Raw genomic sequence first — 17,861 nt, 5'->3', positions numbered from 1 at the left:
TAATCGTTTAGAAACTGACTGTTAGACCCGCGTTGATAACCCGTGCCTGTGGATAGTACTGACCAGCGCTATTGGTCGATTCAGGATCGAAGATGCCTTTCATCGCTGGTGCGTACGTTGCCAGGTTGAGTCCGTTGACATAAACCCGCAGGTTATTCAGCCCCACTTTGCCCGAAAGGGTACTCGGCAGCGTATAGCCCAGCTCCAGGTTTTTCAGACGAACGTAATCGGTGCTCCGCAGCCAGTAGGTCGTACCGTTGGAGAAGTACTGATTGCTACGGTCTACGATGCGTGGGTCGACCGTACTCTGGTTATCGACCGTCCAGCGGTGATCGTAGCTGTATTGCAGGAAGTTACCGATCGTACCCGACTCCGTTTGCAGGAAGATCTGCCCGCCTGCCGATGCCTGGAAGAGAATGCTGAGATCGAAGTTTTTGTACCGGACGCTGGCATTCAGACCACCCTGAAAACGAGGCTGGTTGTTGCGGTCGGCCCGGACCCGGTCGTTTGCGTCGATTTTTCCGTCGCCGTTGATATCTTTCAGTTTCATGTCGCCGGGACGTAGCAAACTGGCACCCACACCGCTGTAGTCGATCTTGTTGGCATCAATGTCGGCCTGCGTCGAGAAAATACCGTCGTACTGGTACATAAGCGTACCGTTGGGGTTATTTGGATTGTTCACGTCGGTAGGAATAGGCTTACCCGTCGACCGCTGCCACTCGGGTGCACCCGGCGTTTCGTCCCAGAACGTAATGGTGTTCTTGGCGTAACCACCGTTCACGCTGACGCTGTATTTGAAATCACCCGCCTGTCCGTTGTAACCCACCCGGAACTCATAGCCTTTGTTCGTTACACGCCCGATATTGGTAGCGGGCAGCGTAGCGCCGGTTGTTTGTGGAATCGATGCACTCTGACGCCACAGGATATTCGACCGTTTGTTCTGGAACACGTCGAATTCGAAGAATACCTTACCATTCATCAACGAGCCTTCCAGACCGAGATCGGCGTTGTTGGCAACTTCCCAGGTCAGCTTCGTATTTGGAACACCGTTTTCGTACAGTGTCTGCGATACCTGGTTATTCAGTACGTACCCCCAGTTTGAATTGACGGCATCACCGTACGCGTACGTCGGCAGGTAATCGTACTCGCGCAGGTTACCGTTGAAATAAACCTGGTCGTTCCCCAACTGACCCCAGGACGCGCGCAGTTTCAGAGAGCTAACCGCTGGCAGCGCCTTCTTGAAGAAATCTTCCTCCGAAATACGCCAGCCCGCCGTTACGCCGGGGAAGAAGCCCCAGCGGCTCGAACGAGGAAACATATACGAACCGTCATAGCGCCACAGGAATTCGGCCAGGTATTTCTCTTTGTAGTTGTAGGCAGCGCGGCCGAAGTAACTCATACGTGCCCGCTCCCAGGCCGCTGTCGTATTGGCCACCTGCTGGGTTTGGCTACCTGCAAACAGCTGGTCAATCGCCGTCGAGTTAAAGTATTGCCGGAAGCCGGAGAAACCGTTTGAGTTAGATTGCTCTTTGGTGATACCAGCCAGTAACGTAATCGCATGATTGGCATTGAAGGTTTTGTCGTACGACAGAATACCCGACAGTAGTGAATTGAACTGATCGTTTGTGTACTGGTTGAGGGTCGATTGCGCGGGCCCTTTCTGTACGCGCTGAAGAAGCGGTTCTTTCGTCGTCGGGTCGTAGGATGTATAATCCCAGCTATAGACGTACCAGGGAGTTTGCCAAACCTTACCCTGTTGAATGTATTTGTCCAACGCAACACTGGCCGTCAGCTTCAGACCCGGTACCCAGGGGTTGGTGATATTCAGACTGGCATTGCTTTGCAGATAATAGCGGGTATCTCTGTTGTAACCCGTGGCGCTGGTCGTAACCAGTACGGGCTGCTGTCCGTTCTCGATGTCAGGAGCAGGCAGACCGTTCGGCCAGAAAGCAGGTTTGTTTGGATAGCCCCGTGCCAGCATCCGGAAAATATCACCGGCTCCAACGGTTGGGAAGAACCGGTTTTCCTGACGACCGACAACACCCGTTACCAGATTGATATACTTGCTGATTTTGGCGTCCAGATTTAACCGGAAGTCATACTGCTTATAGCCCGTCGCCGAGTTTTTGTAGTAAGCGTCCTGATTCTGGTAGTTGGCCGAGGCCAGGTATTTAATGTTTTCCGAACCACCCACCAATTGCAGCGTGTGCCGCACCTGGGGTGACCACGGCTTCAGCGCTGCGCCGAACCAGTCGGTGTTAGGGTGGCCCCAGGGATCAGATCCGTCCTTAAACTTTTGGATGTCGCTGGGCGAGTAAGCCGCCGGAACCACGACGCCATTGTCGGGCCGGGTGTAGCTTCCCGTGCTGTTGAAAGCCGCATTGGCATCTTTCCAGTAACCTGACGGCAGGTTGTTGTACAGGTTGATTTCGTTGTTCAGCTGGGCATATTCAGCAGCCGACGCCATTTTGGGAATAACCGTTGGTTGAGAAAAACCCTGGTTGAAGCTGTACGACAGCTCCGGCTTACCGCTTTTACCCCGTTTGGTCGTCACCAGAATTACTCCGTTAGCCGCTCGCGACCCGTAGATAGCCGCCGACGCATCTTTCAGGACCGAAATGCTTTCGATATCGGCCGGGTTCAGCCGGTCGATACCACCAGCCCGCGCCGGCACCCCGTCGATAACGATCAGCGCGTCGTTGTTACCCAGCGTGTTGGAGCCCCGAATCCGAATGGCAGCGCCATCATAACCGGGTTCCCCGCTGCTGTTCGTCGCGATAACGCCCGGCATCCGGCCCGCGATCGAGTTAGTCAGGTTGACGGCAGGCGACTTGACCAGATCGTTACCTTTTACGGTCGCAACGGAACCGGTTACGGTTTCTTTCTTTTGCTCCCCATACCCGACAACCACTACTTCGCTTAGCATCTTATCATCTGATGTCAGCGTGATGTCGACCGAGCTACGACCATTTAGTGCGATCTCCTGGCTGATATAGCCGATATACGAGAAAACGAGCGTTGCGTTGCGGTTTGGCACGTTCAGCGTGTAATCACCTTCTGCGCCCGTTACGGTACCGGTAGTCGTTCCCTTAATGACAATACTGACGCCAGGTAAGGCCAGTCCCTGCGCGTCCAGCACCTTACCGGTTACTTTAGTCTGGGCATAAGCGCCTACTGACACCAGAAAACCAAGCAAAAAAATCAGACAAAGCGCGCTTCGTCTCACCGTTCTTGCCTGCACGCCCGATAAATCGGCTTCGGGATCTCCGCAAACTTTTTGGTTCGTAAATAGTTTTGGCATGATTCAACCACGTTATAGTTTAACTACCGATTCAAAGTTGGTGGTTGCGTGTTTTTACCGGTATTATATTCGCTACTATGTGTTCTTTTCTAACATATTATAGTATTTTTCTCATTAAAAAGCGATGAAAATTATACTTTTCTAGCACTGTATGTAATTATAACAATTAAGTATATTTTCTTACTGTATTCTCCTGCTTGTATCCATCAGGCCCCTATCAAAACCGCATTCGCTAATCGATTATGTGGCCGTACACTAACTAACGGACGATTCAAACCTAAACAGCCTTTCATAAAAATGGCGGCCGTGTTTAGAACACGGCCGCCATTTTTATGAAAGGCTGTCAGTATTAGTAGCCAGGATTCTGAACCAGCTTGCTGTTCCGGTTCATCTCATCGCGGTAGATCGGCAGGTAGTACATCTTATCCAGCCACGCCCGGTTTTCCTTACCCGGGTCGATCTCTACCACCCGGTACGTGTAGTCGTAGCTGGTTGGATCGTAGCGGTACAGCGACACCGACTTGCCGGCTTTCAGCGTACCCGTGATGCTGATCGTGTTTGCTTTCCGACCCAGCGTCGATGGCGCAATCATCCAGCGACGCGCATCGTGGTAGCGCTGCTCTTCGAACACCATCTCGATCCGACGTTCGTTGCGGTACCGCTGACGCAGGGCATCGCCCGTTTCCGTCAGCGCAGGCATCCCCGAGCGGAACCGAATTTTGTTCAGCCAGGTCTTCGCTTCGGCGTCTTCACCCAGTTCGATACAGGCTTCCGCATAGTTGAACACAGCTTCGGTGTAGCGGAAGAACGGCCAGGGGATTTGCTGGTACGTATTCTGGTCGACGATAGCCGGGTTTGGATCGATGAATTTACGCATATAGTAGCCGGTGTAGCTACCATTCCAGTCTTCAACTGTACTCTTCCGCGTATCCAGACCGGCAACCGATACTTTGCCACTACCGCTCGTTATTTCATACTGTCCGGTCTGAATCTGGTTAGCGGGGTCTTTAGCAGCCACGTCGGCCGTCCGGGGCTTCCAGGAAGCACCGTCGTAGAGAATCGATGCATAGAAACGGGGGTCGCGATTGGCATAGGGCGTCGTTGCCTTGCTGGGATCTGACCAGCTAAACTGCGAACCATCGATCATTTCATAATCGTCGACCAGCAGCGATACCGGCGTGTTACCCGCCCAGTTGTGATAACCATTGGGTCCGTTATAAAGACCCTGCTGCCCACCACCTTCTGGCTTCTGATTGATAAACGATCGGGAGAACAGCACATCCTGATCGCCACCATTGCGCGACAGGGCGATGTTCATGTAGTTCGTCGTACCATCGTCTTTGCTCGCTGGAGCCGACAGATTGAGCTGGTAACCGCTGGTTGCATCGAGTACGGCTTTAGCAGCAGCTTTCGCCTTTTGCCAACGCTCCGTCCGGCTACCACTTACATAACCGAGGATAGCAGGTTGTGCAAAGGCAGCGTGTGCCGACGATTTCGACTTGGCCGTTGCTGCATCATACAGGTCGCTGGCAGCGTAGGTCAGCATACGAGCTTTCAGTGCCAGCGCAGCCAACATGTTGGCCCGGCCTTTCGCCGTTGATTTCCCCTTCAGCAGGGCAGCAGCCTCATCACAATCCTTCGTGATGAAGTTGATACACTCTTCCATCGTGTTCCGGGTAACGCCATAATCGGCTTCGCCCAGTCCATATACTTTGTCGATGATGGGTACACCACCATAATACCGCACCAGTTGATGGTAATAGTAAGCGCGCATAAACTTCGCTTCACCCATCAGCCGGTCAGCAATACCATTCGTGTTGGCGAACTTTGGCGTAGTCAAATTCTGAATCGCCAGGTTTGCCGCCCGGATACGCAGGTACATGTTATTCCAGTCGATCGTTCCATTAACCCAACCTGGATCAGCCGGGTTTGAACGGGCTTCGGTGATTGTGGTAATACCGCGGCCGGGGTGCGTAAAGATGGTTTCATCGGTCAGCGATGCGAGTTGCTGTTCATCAAAACCGCCGTTCCCTAGTCCGGCATAGATACCCGTTACAAAGGCTTCGGTCAGCGATGCATCGTTCCAGACGGCGTCGCCGGCTACCTGATCCAGCGGCTGGGTATTGACGAAGTTGTCATTACAGCCCGTAATGCTGATCGATGCGACGAGCAGTGCTAGGCTTATAGTTTTAAATGGTCGTATCATGTTTAATAAGTACGTTTAGAAACGGAGCGTCAGACCACCGTTGATAATCCGAGACTGTGGGTAATATTGTCCGTTTGCAGCATTGGTTTCCGGGTCGAATGAACCCAGTTTATTCACCAGTGTAAGCGCGTTGAGGGCGTTGACGTATACGCGCAGACTACCCACACCGATCTTTTTGCCAAACGTTTCCGGGATGGTATAACCCAGTTCGAAGTTTTTCAACCGGATGTAATCGGCCGAACGCAACCAGTACGTGTTGCCCCCCGAGTAGTACTGATCGCTACGGTTGGCGATGCGGGGGTGTACGCTGCTCGGGTTGTCGACGGTCCAGCGGTCAGTATAAATTTCCTGCAGGTAGTTACCGATGTTACCCGACTCGTTCAGACTGATGTATTGCTGCGCACCGGCCGATCCCTGAAACAGGACGGTCAGGTCGAAGTTTTTGTACGAGGCTGAGATGTTCATACCCCCCTGGAAGAGCGGCAGGTTGGTCCGATTGTTCCGCACCTGATCGTTCGGCGTAATTTTGCCGTCACCATCGAAATCCTTGTACTTCATATCACCGGGACGTAGCGTTTTTACGATAGCCGAATAGTCGAGCTTGTTCGCGTCGATATCAGCCTGCGAGGCAAACACGCCGTCATACTGGTAGGCCATATAGGCACCGATCGGCTTACCGGTTGTCCGCTGCCAATCAGGAGCACCCGGTGCTTCGTCCCAGAAGATAATCTTGTTCTGCGCGTAGCCACCGTTGACACCAACACTATAGCGCAGCGCACCCGCCTGACCATTGTAGCTGATCTGTCCGTCGAAGCCGCTGTTCCGTACTTTACCGATGTTTTCAGGTGGCAGAATCAGACCTGTCGTACGGGGTACAGACGCGTTACGCGGGTATAGAATTGACGTGCGCAGGTTGTTGAAGTAATCGAATTCAAAAGCAATCTTACCATTGAACAGTTGACCTTCGATACCAATGTCTGCGTTGTTGGCCACCTCCCACGTAATCGTTGGGTTCGGAATCCGGGCTTCTGACAGCGTTTGCTGCTGCGCATTGTTGATAATATACGTATTGAAGCCGTACGTAGCCAGATACTGATAGGTAGCCAACGTAGTGGTACCCGGGAAGTAGATCTGGTCATTACCCAGCTGACCATACGATGCCCGCACCTTGAAGTAATTCATGATGGGCACATTACGCTTCCAGAATCCTTCTTCAGATACGACCCAGCCCGCCATAACACCAGGGAAGAAACCATAACGCGTTGCAGCAGGAAAAATATCCGACCCGTCGTAGCGACTCAGGAATTCAAACAGGTATTTCTCCTTGTAATTGTAGGCGACCCGGCTGAAGTAGTTCAAGCGAGCTCGTTCAAACGCGCTACCACCATTAGTCAGTTCTGCCGTACCACCCGCGAAGAGCTGGTCGATTGCTGGCGAAATAAAGTACCGTCGGTAAGCACCGAAGTTATCCCCCTGAATTGTCTCCCGGTTCACCCCTGCCAATACCGTCAGGCCATGATCGCCAAACTTACGCTCGTAGGTTCCAATTAAACCCAGCAATATGTTCAGCTGTGTGTTATTTCCCAACGTCAGACGTGGTTCAGCTGGTCCGCGTACGCTGGCAACCAGGTTAGGCACGCCATTCGCATCGACGCCTGATCCACGCTCATACAGCGTCCAGGGTGTTTCCCAGCGCTTATTGTTCTGATTCAGTTTATCGATGGCAGCCGTTGCCTGTATTTTCAGCCCATCGACACCTGGAACTTTGAAATCCAGTTGACCATTGGTCTGAATGTAATCGCGCTTGTCACGATCGTAGCCCGTAGCGTTCGTGGTGATAACAACCGGGTTTTCCCCATTCTCAATGTCCGGGCCGGGACGACCGTCGGGCCAGAAAGCAGGCTGGTTGGGTTTACCCCGCATCTGCATCCGGAAGATAGCACCGGCACCCCGCGTTGGGTAATACCGGTATTCCTGCCGACCCAGAATACCCATTGACAAGTGCAGGTACTTGTTTATATTGGCGTCGATGTTCAGCCGGATGTCGTACTGCTTGTAGCCCGTCGCCGAGTTTTTGTAGAACGCATCCTGATTCTGGTAACCCAGCGAAGCGAGGTACTTGAAATCTTCAGTACCACCGGTCAATTGCAGGTTATGCCGTGATTGGGGCGACCACGTTTTCAGTGTCGACTTATACCAGTCCGTATTGGGGTGTCCCCAAGGATCTGAACCGTCGTTATATTTCTGAATGTCCGTTGGCGAGTAAGGAGCCGTCCGAACAGTTCCGTTTGGCCGTGTGTATGTCCCGTTTGCTTTGAAGCCTTGCGTTGCAGCAGCCCATTCCGATACGGGTAGCTCGTATACGTTCAGATCGTTCAGCATTTCAGCATACTGACCCGCATTCGCCAGTTTAGGCACAACAGTTGGCTGTGCAAAACCCTGGTTGAAGGAGTACGACAGTTGGGGCTTACCACTCTTACCACGCTTGGTGGTGATCAGAATAACGCCGTTAGCCGCCCGCGATCCGTAGATAGCTGCCGACGCATCTTTCAGTACCGAAATCGTTTCGATATCGGCGGGGTTGATCCGGTCCAGACCACCCGCCCGGTCAGGAATACCATCGACAACGACCAGCGCGCTGTTGTTACCCAGCGTGTTTGTACCACGAATCCGGATGGTCGAGCCATCGTAACCCGGCTCACCACTGCGGTTAACCGCCGTTACGCCCGGCAGACGACCGGCCAGCGAGTTCGACAGGTTGGTCGTCGGCGACTTCACCAGATCCGTTCCTTTAACGGCGACAACCGAACCGGTGATCGTTTCTTTCCGCTGCGTACCATACCCAACGACGATAACTTCGTTCAGGGATTTGGTATCGTCGGCCATGTTCACGTTGATGGTTGACTTACCATCGATGGGCACTTCCTGCGATACATACCCGATGTACGAGAAGACCAGTGCGATACCGTCGCGGGGAACGTTCAGCGAATACCGACCATCGGCATCAGTTACAGCCCCGGTCGTTGTTCCTTTTACAACAACGCTAACGCCGGGCAGGCCCTGCTGCTGTGCATCGATTACCCGTCCCGACACTTTGGTTTGTGCCATTGCGCCAAACGAGCACAGCATTAGTAGTACAATTACGGCGAATCCGCTCAATAACCAGCGGTTTCGTTCCTCCGGCCGATCCGCGTATCTCGGACGAGTAGAGTTCTTTTGCATAAGCGATAGAGTTCCAGTTAACTGTTTTTTAACAGAATCTAAAGCTCCTTTTAATCGCCGTTTACTTATGCTATCTTAGCATTGAGTGATATTTTTTTCACCTAAAAGTATATTTCTAACGCCTGTTAATAAAGAATGTAGGCTCAACGGAGTATAAATCAACTGATTCTTCCCCAGTTGTTGCCGTGCTTACGGACGTTATCGACCTGATTACGCACCGGCGCATGCTGGGGTAAAATTAGCTCGGGATCTTCCTGTAAGATAGCCTGCGCTGATTCGCGGGCGGCTGTCAGGATAGGACCGTCTTTTGCAAGGTCCGCAATCATCAGATCCATCACGCCACTCTGTTGCGTACCGGTCAGGTCGCCGGGGCCTCGTAGTTGCAGGTCGACATCGGCGATCTCGAATCCGTTGTTGGTACGAACCATCGTTTCGAGCCGGGTACGCGTATCACTGCTGAGCTTATAGCCGGTCATCATGATACAATACGACTGTTCGGCCCCCCGCCCTACGCGCCCGCGCAACTGATGGAGTTGCGACAGCCCAAACCGCTCGGCGCTTTCAATCACCATAACGCTGGCGTTGGGGACGTTCACCCCTACTTCGATTACCGTCGTCGCCACCAGAATCTGCGTTTCCCGTTTCAGAAACCGCTTCATCTCATCGTCTTTTTCGTAGGGCAGCATCTTCCCGTGCAGGATACCGATCTCGTACTGGGGCCGGGGGAATGCCCGCTGCATACTCTCGTAACCGTCCATCAGGTCCTTGTAGTCCAGCTTTTCCGACTCTTCGATCAACGGATATACCACATACACCTGTCGTCCCAGTTCGAGTTGCTGCCGCATAAAGCCAAATACTTCGGAGCGGTGCTTGTCAAACTTGTGAACGGTCTTGATCGGCTTCCGTCCTTTAGGTAGTTCGTCGATGGTCGATACGTCGAGATTGCCGTAGAGGGTCATGGCCAGCGTGCGCGGAATAGGCGTTGCGGTCATGACCAGAATATGCGGGGGCACGGTCTCGTTCTTTCCCCATAACTTGGCTCGTTGCGCTACCCCAAACCGGTGTTGCTCGTCAATGATGCACAGGCCGAGGTTTTTATATTGTACGGCGTCTTCCAGCAGCGCGTGCGTGCCGACCAGCACATGCATTTTCCCCGACTGCAATTCCTCGTGCAGTACCACCCGGCGCTTCTTGTTTGTCGAGCCGGTCAGGATACCGATGGTCAACCCCATGGCATCGGCGAAGGGCTTGAGTCCGTTATAATGCTGATCGGCCAGAATTTCGGTCGGGGCCATCAGGCAGGCCTGTGCGCCGTTGCCGATCGCCATCAGACAGGCGATGAACGCCACGATGGTTTTGCCACTACCCACATCGCCCTGCAACAGCCGGTTCATCTGCTTACCGGTCAGAAAATCCGCGTATAGTTCACGAATCACACGCTGCTGCGCGCCCGTCAGCTCGAAGGGCAGCAGTTCGTTGTAGAAATGCTTCATCAGCGTCGTGTCCCGGAAAATCTGGCCGGGGAACTCCTCCTTCTGCATCAGCTTGTTCTTGATCAGCCGCAGCTGGTTGTAGAACAGCTCTTCAAATTTCAGCCGACGCTGCGCCTGTTTAAGCCAGCCCTGGTGCTGTGGCAGGTGAATATTCCAGATCGCATCACGCTTGCTGATAAGCCGGTATTTCTCGATCAGTTCAGCAGGCAGCGTTTCGTGGATGTGGGGCCACGCCTGTTCGAGCAACTGACGCATTGCTTTGGCGATTGCCTTACTGTCGAGATGACGTCGGCGCAGTTTCTCGGTCAGGTTATACACCGGATAAAACCCCGGCTCATGGGCAGGACCAGTGGCCGTGTTTTCCAGTTCCGGGTGGATAATACTGAACTGCCCGTTGAATGACTGCGGCTTTCCGTAAGCGATGTACTCGCCATCGCGTCGGAGCGTTTTTTCGATATAAGTGATGCCCTGGAACCAGACCAGACTCATCGTTCCGGTCCCGTCGGTGAAGGTGCCGACCAGCCGCTTTTTAGGCCCCTCCCCCTCTACGAACCACTCCCGCAGTCGCCCACGTACCTGCGCCGACGACATACTGTCCATCAGTTCGCTGATCGTATAATAGCGCGACCGGTCGTCGTACCGAAACGGATAATACTGAATCAGATCGCCAAACGTAAACAGGTTCAGTTCCTTGTTGAGTAGTTCGGTACGTTGCGGTCCTAAACTCCGCAGCTGCGTAAGTGGTGTGTCGAAAAAGGTAGTTCGCTCGGTCATAACAGGCCCATACACCCCGGTTTTTTCCGATGGGACTACCCCAAATTTACGCATTTTTCGCGAACCAGGCCAGTCCTTGCCGGGACACGCCTACTCGTCGTTATCAGCGCGGCCGATACCAAATGCGAGCCCGCCGTACACGTCCAGTCCACGCGGACGAATGCCATTGGCCGAGTTACCGAAGAGACCCAGAAAGTTATCAGTACCCAGCCAGGCTGGCCCAACCCGCACCGAAGCACCAACGCTAACCCCCCGATTGAGGTACACGACCGGCAACGACAGGCTGAGCCATCGCTTGTCGAAGTGAGGGGTTACAGCAACCAGCGTAGGCTGATGAACAGCCTGCGCCTGTATCGACCGTAGGTCCTGTAAATACGTCAGACTGATACCGGTCCCGGTTGCATCGGTATAGTCAGCTGTCAGGTTGAGCGATGTTGGTAATCCGGCGCTGAAACGGGTACGATCGGCGGTACGCCCGGCGCTGAGTTTTTCCTGTACGGTCTGTGCCAGATCCAGCGTCCCACCGATGTTGTTGAAATCACTTCCCTGAAATCGTATCGGATTACGCTCCAGTTGCGCCGACGTGTACACGTAGTCCTGCCCCTTGTAGCTGATGCCACCAATGTCGGTAATAGCCGCTCCAAGACGGAACGACGGGCTATCACGATCGTATTGACTGATGTAGGTCAGACCAATGTCGGCCCCTACACCAATGCCCGGAATGTCGCTGCTGATGAGTGTACGGGGGCTGATACCCCGGTTTTGCAAATACGTTGTGTAACCCAGCGTAGCATCCAGCTGAGTGACTTCCAGATAAGGCATATTGGGCGTTGCGGCATCAGCCGTCACCCGATAGGTTAGTCCGTTGTTGATGAAGTGCTGTGCATTATAGCCTAGCAGCCCTTTCACGGTTGCACCCGCCAGCAGTTTCTGCCCGTCACCGTCAATCAGGGTCGACGCATAGGTGAAAGCGAGTTCAGCGTAGGTGTTTGTGTTAACGCTCAGTTGGTTGTTCCGGCTGGGAATGCCGTACAGCGCCCCATCACTCAGGCTGGCGCGCAGGGAAGACAGTAGAGCCTCGGACGCACCCATCACCTGCACGATTCCCCGAAATCGGGTTGTCACGGCAAACGCACTGTAGTCGCTGGTTTTCACCAGAATGGCCGGTCCCCGTACTTCGCCCGCCAACGTTCCGTTTTTGGGTCGACCGTCATTGATTTCCTGCGTGTACGACTCCTGAAAACGTACCGACCCATCCGCGTTTCGGTATTGGGCAGGTACCTTGCTGGTAACGAGTCGTAGCAGTGAGAACGGAGCCTGGTAACGAACGTAGTTGTTGTTGAGGTGAATGTTACCCGTTGCCCCGTTGAGGAACACGCGCGACGGCGAATCGGCCGCCAGTGCCGGGTTAATGTATAACCGATTCGTACCACCGTAGCGGCTGGTCGAGATGCCGAGCATATTCTGCCCCGACGCCGACGACAGGCCCAATCCGATGGCTCCTAGTACCAATAAATTCTTCATGTAGTGTTTTAATCGATAGGAGTATTCGTTCATTAAACGCTAAAACCGCCCCCGGGGTCACCAGAGACGGTTCTTTCTGAGCGATTGGCCAATTTCAGTTTTCGGTATATGGTTCTCGGTTTTCGGTGATTTGACGCAATCAGCAGTAGTCGCGCCAGCCTACCGAAAACCGAAAACTCGTCAGACCCCTTCCGCTTCGACGGTTTTTACTTCGGGAACAAGGCGGGTCAGCAGATTCTCGATACCCGCTTTCAGGGTCAGTGTCGAGGATGGGCAACCACTACATGAGCCCTGCAACTGCACTTTCACGACACCACTGGGTTCATCAAACGAGTGAAAATTGATCGCACCGCCATCCGTTTCAACAGCCGGACGAATGTACTGATCGAGTACAGCCTTTATCTTTTGCACCGTCTCCGAATCCATATCCAGCTTCGTGGTGTTTGCGTCCATCGTACGCTGCGCAAAGACGGGTTTCTGTTCGCCCAGATACTCTTTCAGAAACAGTTTCACTTCGAACATGACCTCGTCCCAGTCGGTCTGTTCATCTTTGGTGACAGTCACGAAATTGTTGGCAATAAACACCCGGCGCACGAATTCGAACCCAAACAGCCCTACCGCCAACGGCGATGCTTTACCATCGACAAGCGCGTCGGCGGGGGTAGCATAGTCAAAGGAAAGGCCGCTCGGCACCAGTTCGACGCTGAGTACGAACTTCATCGAATTCGGATTTGGGCTACCTTCGGTGAAGACCGAAACGGGGCGGCTTAATGCAGGATTCATATCTTTTTGAAATTTTAGGCTTGTGAAGCTGGCTAGTTATAGGGTTATGAAGTATCTGGCGCGTTTGATACCGGCGGTAGTAATTCTGCCGCTATTCAGCTTCATAACTTTGCGACTCTTTTTCCAACAGCCGGGTTTCTTATTTAGTTTGGCGCAAAACGGGAAAAGCCCGCCTGACTCAAATCAGGCGGGCTTTCTATCACAGGCTTGCACCGTTGATTACTCAATCGGAGCGGCTACTGCCGTAGCGGGAACAGCCGGAGCGGCTACTGCTGACGGACCAGCCGGAACGATATCTACGTACGAACGGCTGTCGCGGCCGGGGCGGAATTTAACCACACCATCAACCAGAGCGAACAGCGTATAATCTTTACCAAGACCTACGTTCTTGCCGGGGTGGTGTTTGGTACCCCGCTGACGAACGATAATGTTGCCGGCAATAGCCGACTGGCCACCGAATAGCTTCACGCCCAGCCGTTTGCTGTGTGAATCGCGGCCGTTTTTGGAACTACCTACACCTTTCTTGTGTGCCATTTCTTAAATTAGTTTTAGAGTTGTACAGTTGGCAAGTTGTAGAGTTGATTCGTAGACGAATGGAACGTTACAACTGTAAAACTTTGCAACTTTATAACTCCTGTTTTTACAGAGTGATGTTTTCGATCAGGACTTTAGTCAGGTACTGACGGTGTCCGTTTTTCTTTTTATACCCCTTCCGGCGCTTCTTCTTGAAGACGATAACTTTCTCGCCTTTCAGGTGTTCGACGATCTTCGCCGATACAGTGGCACCGGCAACGGTTGGTGCACCGATCGAGATGCTACCTTCGTTATCAACAAGGAGAACTTTCACCTTGTCGGCCGCAAGTGCAGCGTCCACGTCGCCCTCTAACCGGTGGGTGTAGATGAAGCGATCCTTCTGGATCTTGAATTGCTGTCCTGCGATCTCTACGATTGCGTACATGATTGTTGTATAAAATTGGAAATGAGGGGCAAAAGTAGTGTTTTCGCAAAAAAAGCGCAAGTTGTTGATCAGTTTTTTGTAGAGACGCAATCCGTTGCGTCTCAGCACGCGTCAGCAACACCTGCCGGCGGGAGCCATCCGGCGGTGAGACGCGAGGGGTCGCCGGTCCGCCGGTGCGGTCTCTACACAGCTATAACGGTAGCTTCGTATTGGTTTGGATCAGGTTGGTGGAACACTTTGCGATGAGTTTACCATCGACGGCCCTGATTTGACCGTCGCAGTGCACGATGTTCCGTCCCGTCCGAACGGCTTCTGCGGTAATCGTCAGCTGATCACCCAAGCGAGCCGCGTGCAGAAAATCGACGTTCATGTTGACGGAAACGTATAGGTGCTCCCGGTTCAGGGTGAAGACCATTGCCCCGATCAGATCATCGAGCAGGGCGCAGGTAGCCCCACCATGCAACACCCCGGCCGGATTAGTCAACTCCTCGCGTACCACGAGACTAGCCACCAGCCGCCCCTCGTCAACCTGTTGTAGCGTAACATTCAGCCAGCGGCCCAGCGGTGAAATACTATCACGCATGTCACGACCGATCATAGCCCGAAAATAGTCGAGCCGGGGGTTTGTAGACTTGTCCATAGCAGGCAAAAATAGCACTAAACCAAGTAAAATGGCCCGAATAAGCGATAATTGGTGTACTTTCTTGGGGGGTTATCGAGAGTTATGCTACTTTTGGGCGATTTTGGAATCCCCTATTCAAGCTAACTGAATGAACTATACGCTTACGCAGATACCCGACCGCACCGTCAAACCCCGGCAGAGTGGCCTGACGATGGTGATGGACAAGGGGCTCAGCCTGCGCGAGGTGGAGGACTTTCTGTCGACATCCGCCCACTATACAGACATCGTTAAATTAGGCTGGGCAACCTCCTTCGTTACGCCCAAGCTGACCGAAAAACTCGCCATCTACCGCTCGGCCAACATCCCTGTTTACTTCGGCGGGACGCTTTTCGAAGCGTTTGTCGTTCGCAAGCAGTTCGACGAGTACCGCAAACTGCTCGACCGCTACGGCATGGAATACGCCGAAGTATCGGATGGGTCGATCGATATGGCACAGGACGACAAATGCGACTACATTCGTCAGTTAGCCACGCAGGTGACAGTCCTGTCGGAAGTAGGCTCGAAAGACGAAGCCAAGATTATTCCGCCCTACAAGTGGATTCAGCTGATGAAATCCGAGTTGCAGGCCGGTGCCTGGAAAGTAATCGGCGAAGCCCGCGAGGGCGGTACGGTCGGTTTGTTCCGGTCGAGCGGTGAAGTACGTCAGGGACTGGTCGAAGAGATTCTGACGCAGGTACCGTCTGAAAGCGTCCTGTGGGAAGCCCCGCAGAAAGAGCAGCAGGTGTGGTTTGTCAAACTGCTAGGTGCCAATGTCAACGTCGGCAACATCGCTCCGCACGAAGTTATTCCGCTCGAAACCATCCGGCTGGGCCTTCGTGGCGACACCTTCACCCATTTTCTGGATAAACTCTAAATCGGTTTACGATTTTCGGTAGTCAGTTTACGGCGGCCGTTATCCGGCGTTAATTAGCTGCTGAAACCGTGCGACGGACCGCGCCACGGTGGCGACCACCGCGTGGCCGCCATAAACCGTGAACAGAAAACCGTAAACCAATTTATCGATGGACCTTATTAAATCGCTGCTTGATTTTTTGCTGCACCTGGATCGGTACCTCGACCTGTGGGCCAATGAATACGGTGTGTTGCTCTACGCGATCCTGTTTCTGATTGTGTTCACCGAAACGGGCCTGATCGTCATGCCGCTGCTGCCGGGCGATTCGCTGCTGTTTGCCGCTGGTGCACTGGCCGCCCGCGACACCAACGAACTGAGCGTGGGCGTCATTATCCCGTTGCTGATCGTAGCCGCATTGCTCGGTGATAACGTCAACTACTTTGTCGGCCGAACGCTGGGCAATCAGATCAAGATGCGCGAACGAATTCTGTTCTTCAAGCGCGAGTACATCTTAGAAACTGAGAAATTCTACGCCAAATACGGCGGTCGGACGGTCATTATGGCCCGCTTCATCCCAATCGTCCGCACGATTGCGCCTTTCGTAGCGGGTGCCGGTAGCATGATTTACAGCACGTTTATCCGCAACTGTATCCTGGGGGCTATCCTGTGGGTAACGAGCATTACTCTGGTCGGTTATTTCCTGGGCAATCTTGAAGTTGTTCAGAAGAATTTCGAGTTCGTCGTGTTCGGTATCGTTGGTATCTCGCTACTGCCAATCCTGTTCGAAGTCGTTAAAAAACGGTTTGCTTAACGGAAGTTTACGGTATACGGTTTATAGTTTACGGTAGCTGCCGCGAAAGCCCAATAGCGTCAGCCACCGCGCTACGGTGCCCACTGTAAACTGTATACCGTACACAGAAAACCTTAATCCATGATTACCTACGGCCTGATTGGTCATCCGTTGACGCATTCATTCTCGCAGCGGTACTTCACCGATAAATTTGACCGTGAAGGCATCGTCGACAGTCGCTATGAGCTGTTCGACATGCCTGACGTGGCGACGGCGCTACCCGATCTGTTGCAACGCCCGGATCTGCACGGCCTGAATGTAACCATCCCCCACAAACAGGCGGTATTGCCTTACCTCGATCGACTCGATGCATCGGCCGAAAAAGTCGGTGCTGTCAATGTGATCAAGGTCGAAGCCGACGGTACCCGTACGGGCTACAACTCCGATTATTACGGGTTCCGACAGTCGCTGGAAGCGTGGCTGGCAGCGCTGAGCCGCACCACCGCCAATTTGCAGGCGTTGGTACTGGGCACAGGTGGTGCTTCGAAAGCAGTCGTCGCGGCTCTCTCCGATCTGAGTATTCTCTACAAAGCGGTATCGCGCACCAAAACGCCCGACAACCTGTCCTACGACGAGCTACCCGCTGTGATCGATCAGTACACGCTACTGATTAACTGTTCACCCGTTGGAACGTACCCGAAGGTTGATGAAGCCCCTGCCCTTCCCTACGATCAACTAACCGATCGGCATCTACTTTACGATCTGGTTTATAATCCCGCCGAAACGCGTTTCATGCAACTCGGTCAGGAACGCGGTGCAGCAACCATGAACGGCTACCAAATGCTGGTACTGCAAGCCGAGAAAGCCTGGGCGATCTGGCAGGGATAAACACAGTTTATAGTATACGGTTTATGGTTTACGGTGGCTAACGAGCAAACCTGCTGACGGCAACCACTATAAACCATAAACCTCATACCGAAATTATGCCCCTATCCGTTTTTGCTGTCATTCAGGCGAAGCCCGGCGCGGAAGCCGAGTTGCGCAATGGCCTGTTCAACCTGGTCGCCAAAGTGCGCGAGGAAGACGCCTGTCTGCTCTATGAACTGTACACCAGCGAAGAGCATCCCGAGCATTTTATCATGCACGAACGCTGGACTGATGCCGCAGGTCTGGCTGCCCACAATCAGATGCCACATATGCGTGAATTTGGCGCACTGGCTAAAGACTGGCTGGCCGCCCCCGTCGAACTAACGACGACCGAAGTATAGTAGGGACAGGCCCCGCGCGACTTACCCA

At 53.3% G+C, this 17,861-nt stretch carries 13 protein-coding genes; 4 read left to right on the top strand and 9 right to left on the bottom strand.

Translation table 11 applies throughout. The annotated features are described in order from the left end of the window. Nucleotides 1-7: 7 nt before the first annotated feature. From CLV58_RS14720 to CLV58_RS14680, 9 genes are all read right to left on the bottom strand, one after another. Complete coding sequence (locus CLV58_RS14720) at nucleotides 8-3,301, bottom strand: SusC/RagA family TonB-linked outer membrane protein (RefSeq protein WP_245882335.1); 3,294 nt, start codon at nucleotides 3,299-3,301, stop codon at nucleotides 8-10. A gap of 349 nt (nucleotides 3,302-3,650) precedes the next feature. Continuing rightward, nucleotides 3,651-5,507, bottom strand: coding sequence for a RagB/SusD family nutrient uptake outer membrane protein (locus CLV58_RS14715; protein WP_106138585.1), 1,857 nt, complete (start codon nucleotides 5,505-5,507; stop codon nucleotides 3,651-3,653). 15 nt (nucleotides 5,508-5,522) lie between these two features. Then, entirely contained in the window at nucleotides 5,523-8,615 is a 3,093-nt protein-coding gene (locus CLV58_RS14710) for a SusC/RagA family TonB-linked outer membrane protein (RefSeq protein ID WP_106138621.1), read from the bottom strand. 272 nt (nucleotides 8,616-8,887) lie between these two features. Beyond that, nucleotides 8,888-10,996, bottom strand: a complete 2,109-nt coding sequence (gene recG / locus CLV58_RS14705) for an ATP-dependent DNA helicase RecG (protein ID WP_106138584.1) — start codon at nucleotides 10,994-10,996, stop codon at nucleotides 8,888-8,890. Between the two features lie 90 nt (nucleotides 10,997-11,086). After that, nucleotides 11,087-12,520: a DUF5723 family protein gene (locus CLV58_RS14700; RefSeq protein ID WP_106138583.1), complete on the bottom strand. Its 1,434-nt coding sequence runs from the start codon at nucleotides 12,518-12,520 to the stop codon at nucleotides 11,087-11,089. Nucleotides 12,521-12,700: 180 nt separating this feature from the next. Then, entirely contained in the window at nucleotides 12,701-13,303 is a 603-nt protein-coding gene (locus CLV58_RS14695) for a NifU family protein (protein ID WP_106138582.1), read from the bottom strand. Between the two features lie 219 nt (nucleotides 13,304-13,522). After that, complete coding sequence (rpmA, locus tag CLV58_RS14690; protein ID WP_106138581.1) at nucleotides 13,523-13,837, bottom strand: 50S ribosomal protein L27; 315 nt, start codon at nucleotides 13,835-13,837, stop codon at nucleotides 13,523-13,525. Nucleotides 13,838-13,943: 106 nt separating this feature from the next. Continuing rightward, a complete protein-coding gene (gene rplU / locus CLV58_RS14685; protein WP_106138580.1) occupies nucleotides 13,944-14,261 on the bottom strand; it encodes a 50S ribosomal protein L21 in 318 nt (105 codons plus the stop codon). A gap of 190 nt (nucleotides 14,262-14,451) precedes the next feature. Then, on the bottom strand, nucleotides 14,452-14,901 hold the full coding sequence (locus CLV58_RS14680) for a PaaI family thioesterase (RefSeq protein WP_106138579.1): 450 nt from the start codon (nucleotides 14,899-14,901) through the stop codon (nucleotides 14,452-14,454). Nucleotides 14,902-15,031: 130 nt separating this feature from the next. Here CLV58_RS14680 and CLV58_RS14675 point away from each other — a divergent pair, with 130 nt between their 5' ends. From CLV58_RS14675 to CLV58_RS14660, 4 genes are all read left to right on the top strand, one after another. Then, nucleotides 15,032-15,796 carry a phosphosulfolactate synthase gene (locus CLV58_RS14675; protein WP_106138578.1) on the top strand — a complete coding sequence of 255 codons (765 nt, stop codon included), beginning with the start codon at nucleotides 15,032-15,034 and terminating at the stop codon, nucleotides 15,794-15,796. A 148-nt stretch (nucleotides 15,797-15,944) separates the two neighbouring features. Then, nucleotides 15,945-16,586 (top strand): DedA family protein, encoded by a 642-nt coding sequence (locus CLV58_RS14670; protein WP_106138577.1) that lies wholly within the window; start codon nucleotides 15,945-15,947, stop codon nucleotides 16,584-16,586. A gap of 120 nt (nucleotides 16,587-16,706) precedes the next feature. Continuing rightward, a complete protein-coding gene (locus tag CLV58_RS14665) occupies nucleotides 16,707-17,453 on the top strand; it encodes a shikimate dehydrogenase family protein (RefSeq protein WP_106138576.1) in 747 nt (248 codons plus the stop codon). A gap of 95 nt (nucleotides 17,454-17,548) precedes the next feature. After that, on the top strand, nucleotides 17,549-17,833 hold the full coding sequence (locus CLV58_RS14660) for a putative quinol monooxygenase (RefSeq protein WP_106138575.1): 285 nt from the start codon (nucleotides 17,549-17,551) through the stop codon (nucleotides 17,831-17,833). Nucleotides 17,834-17,861: the final 28 nt, after the last annotated feature.

The sequence above is a fragment of the Spirosoma oryzae genome (assembly GCF_003002825.1).
Lineage (GTDB): Bacteria > Bacteroidota > Bacteroidia > Cytophagales > Spirosomataceae > Spirosoma > Spirosoma oryzae.
The sequence above is the reverse complement of the archived record's forward strand: the minus strand, read 5'-3'. Positions and strand labels throughout refer to the sequence as shown.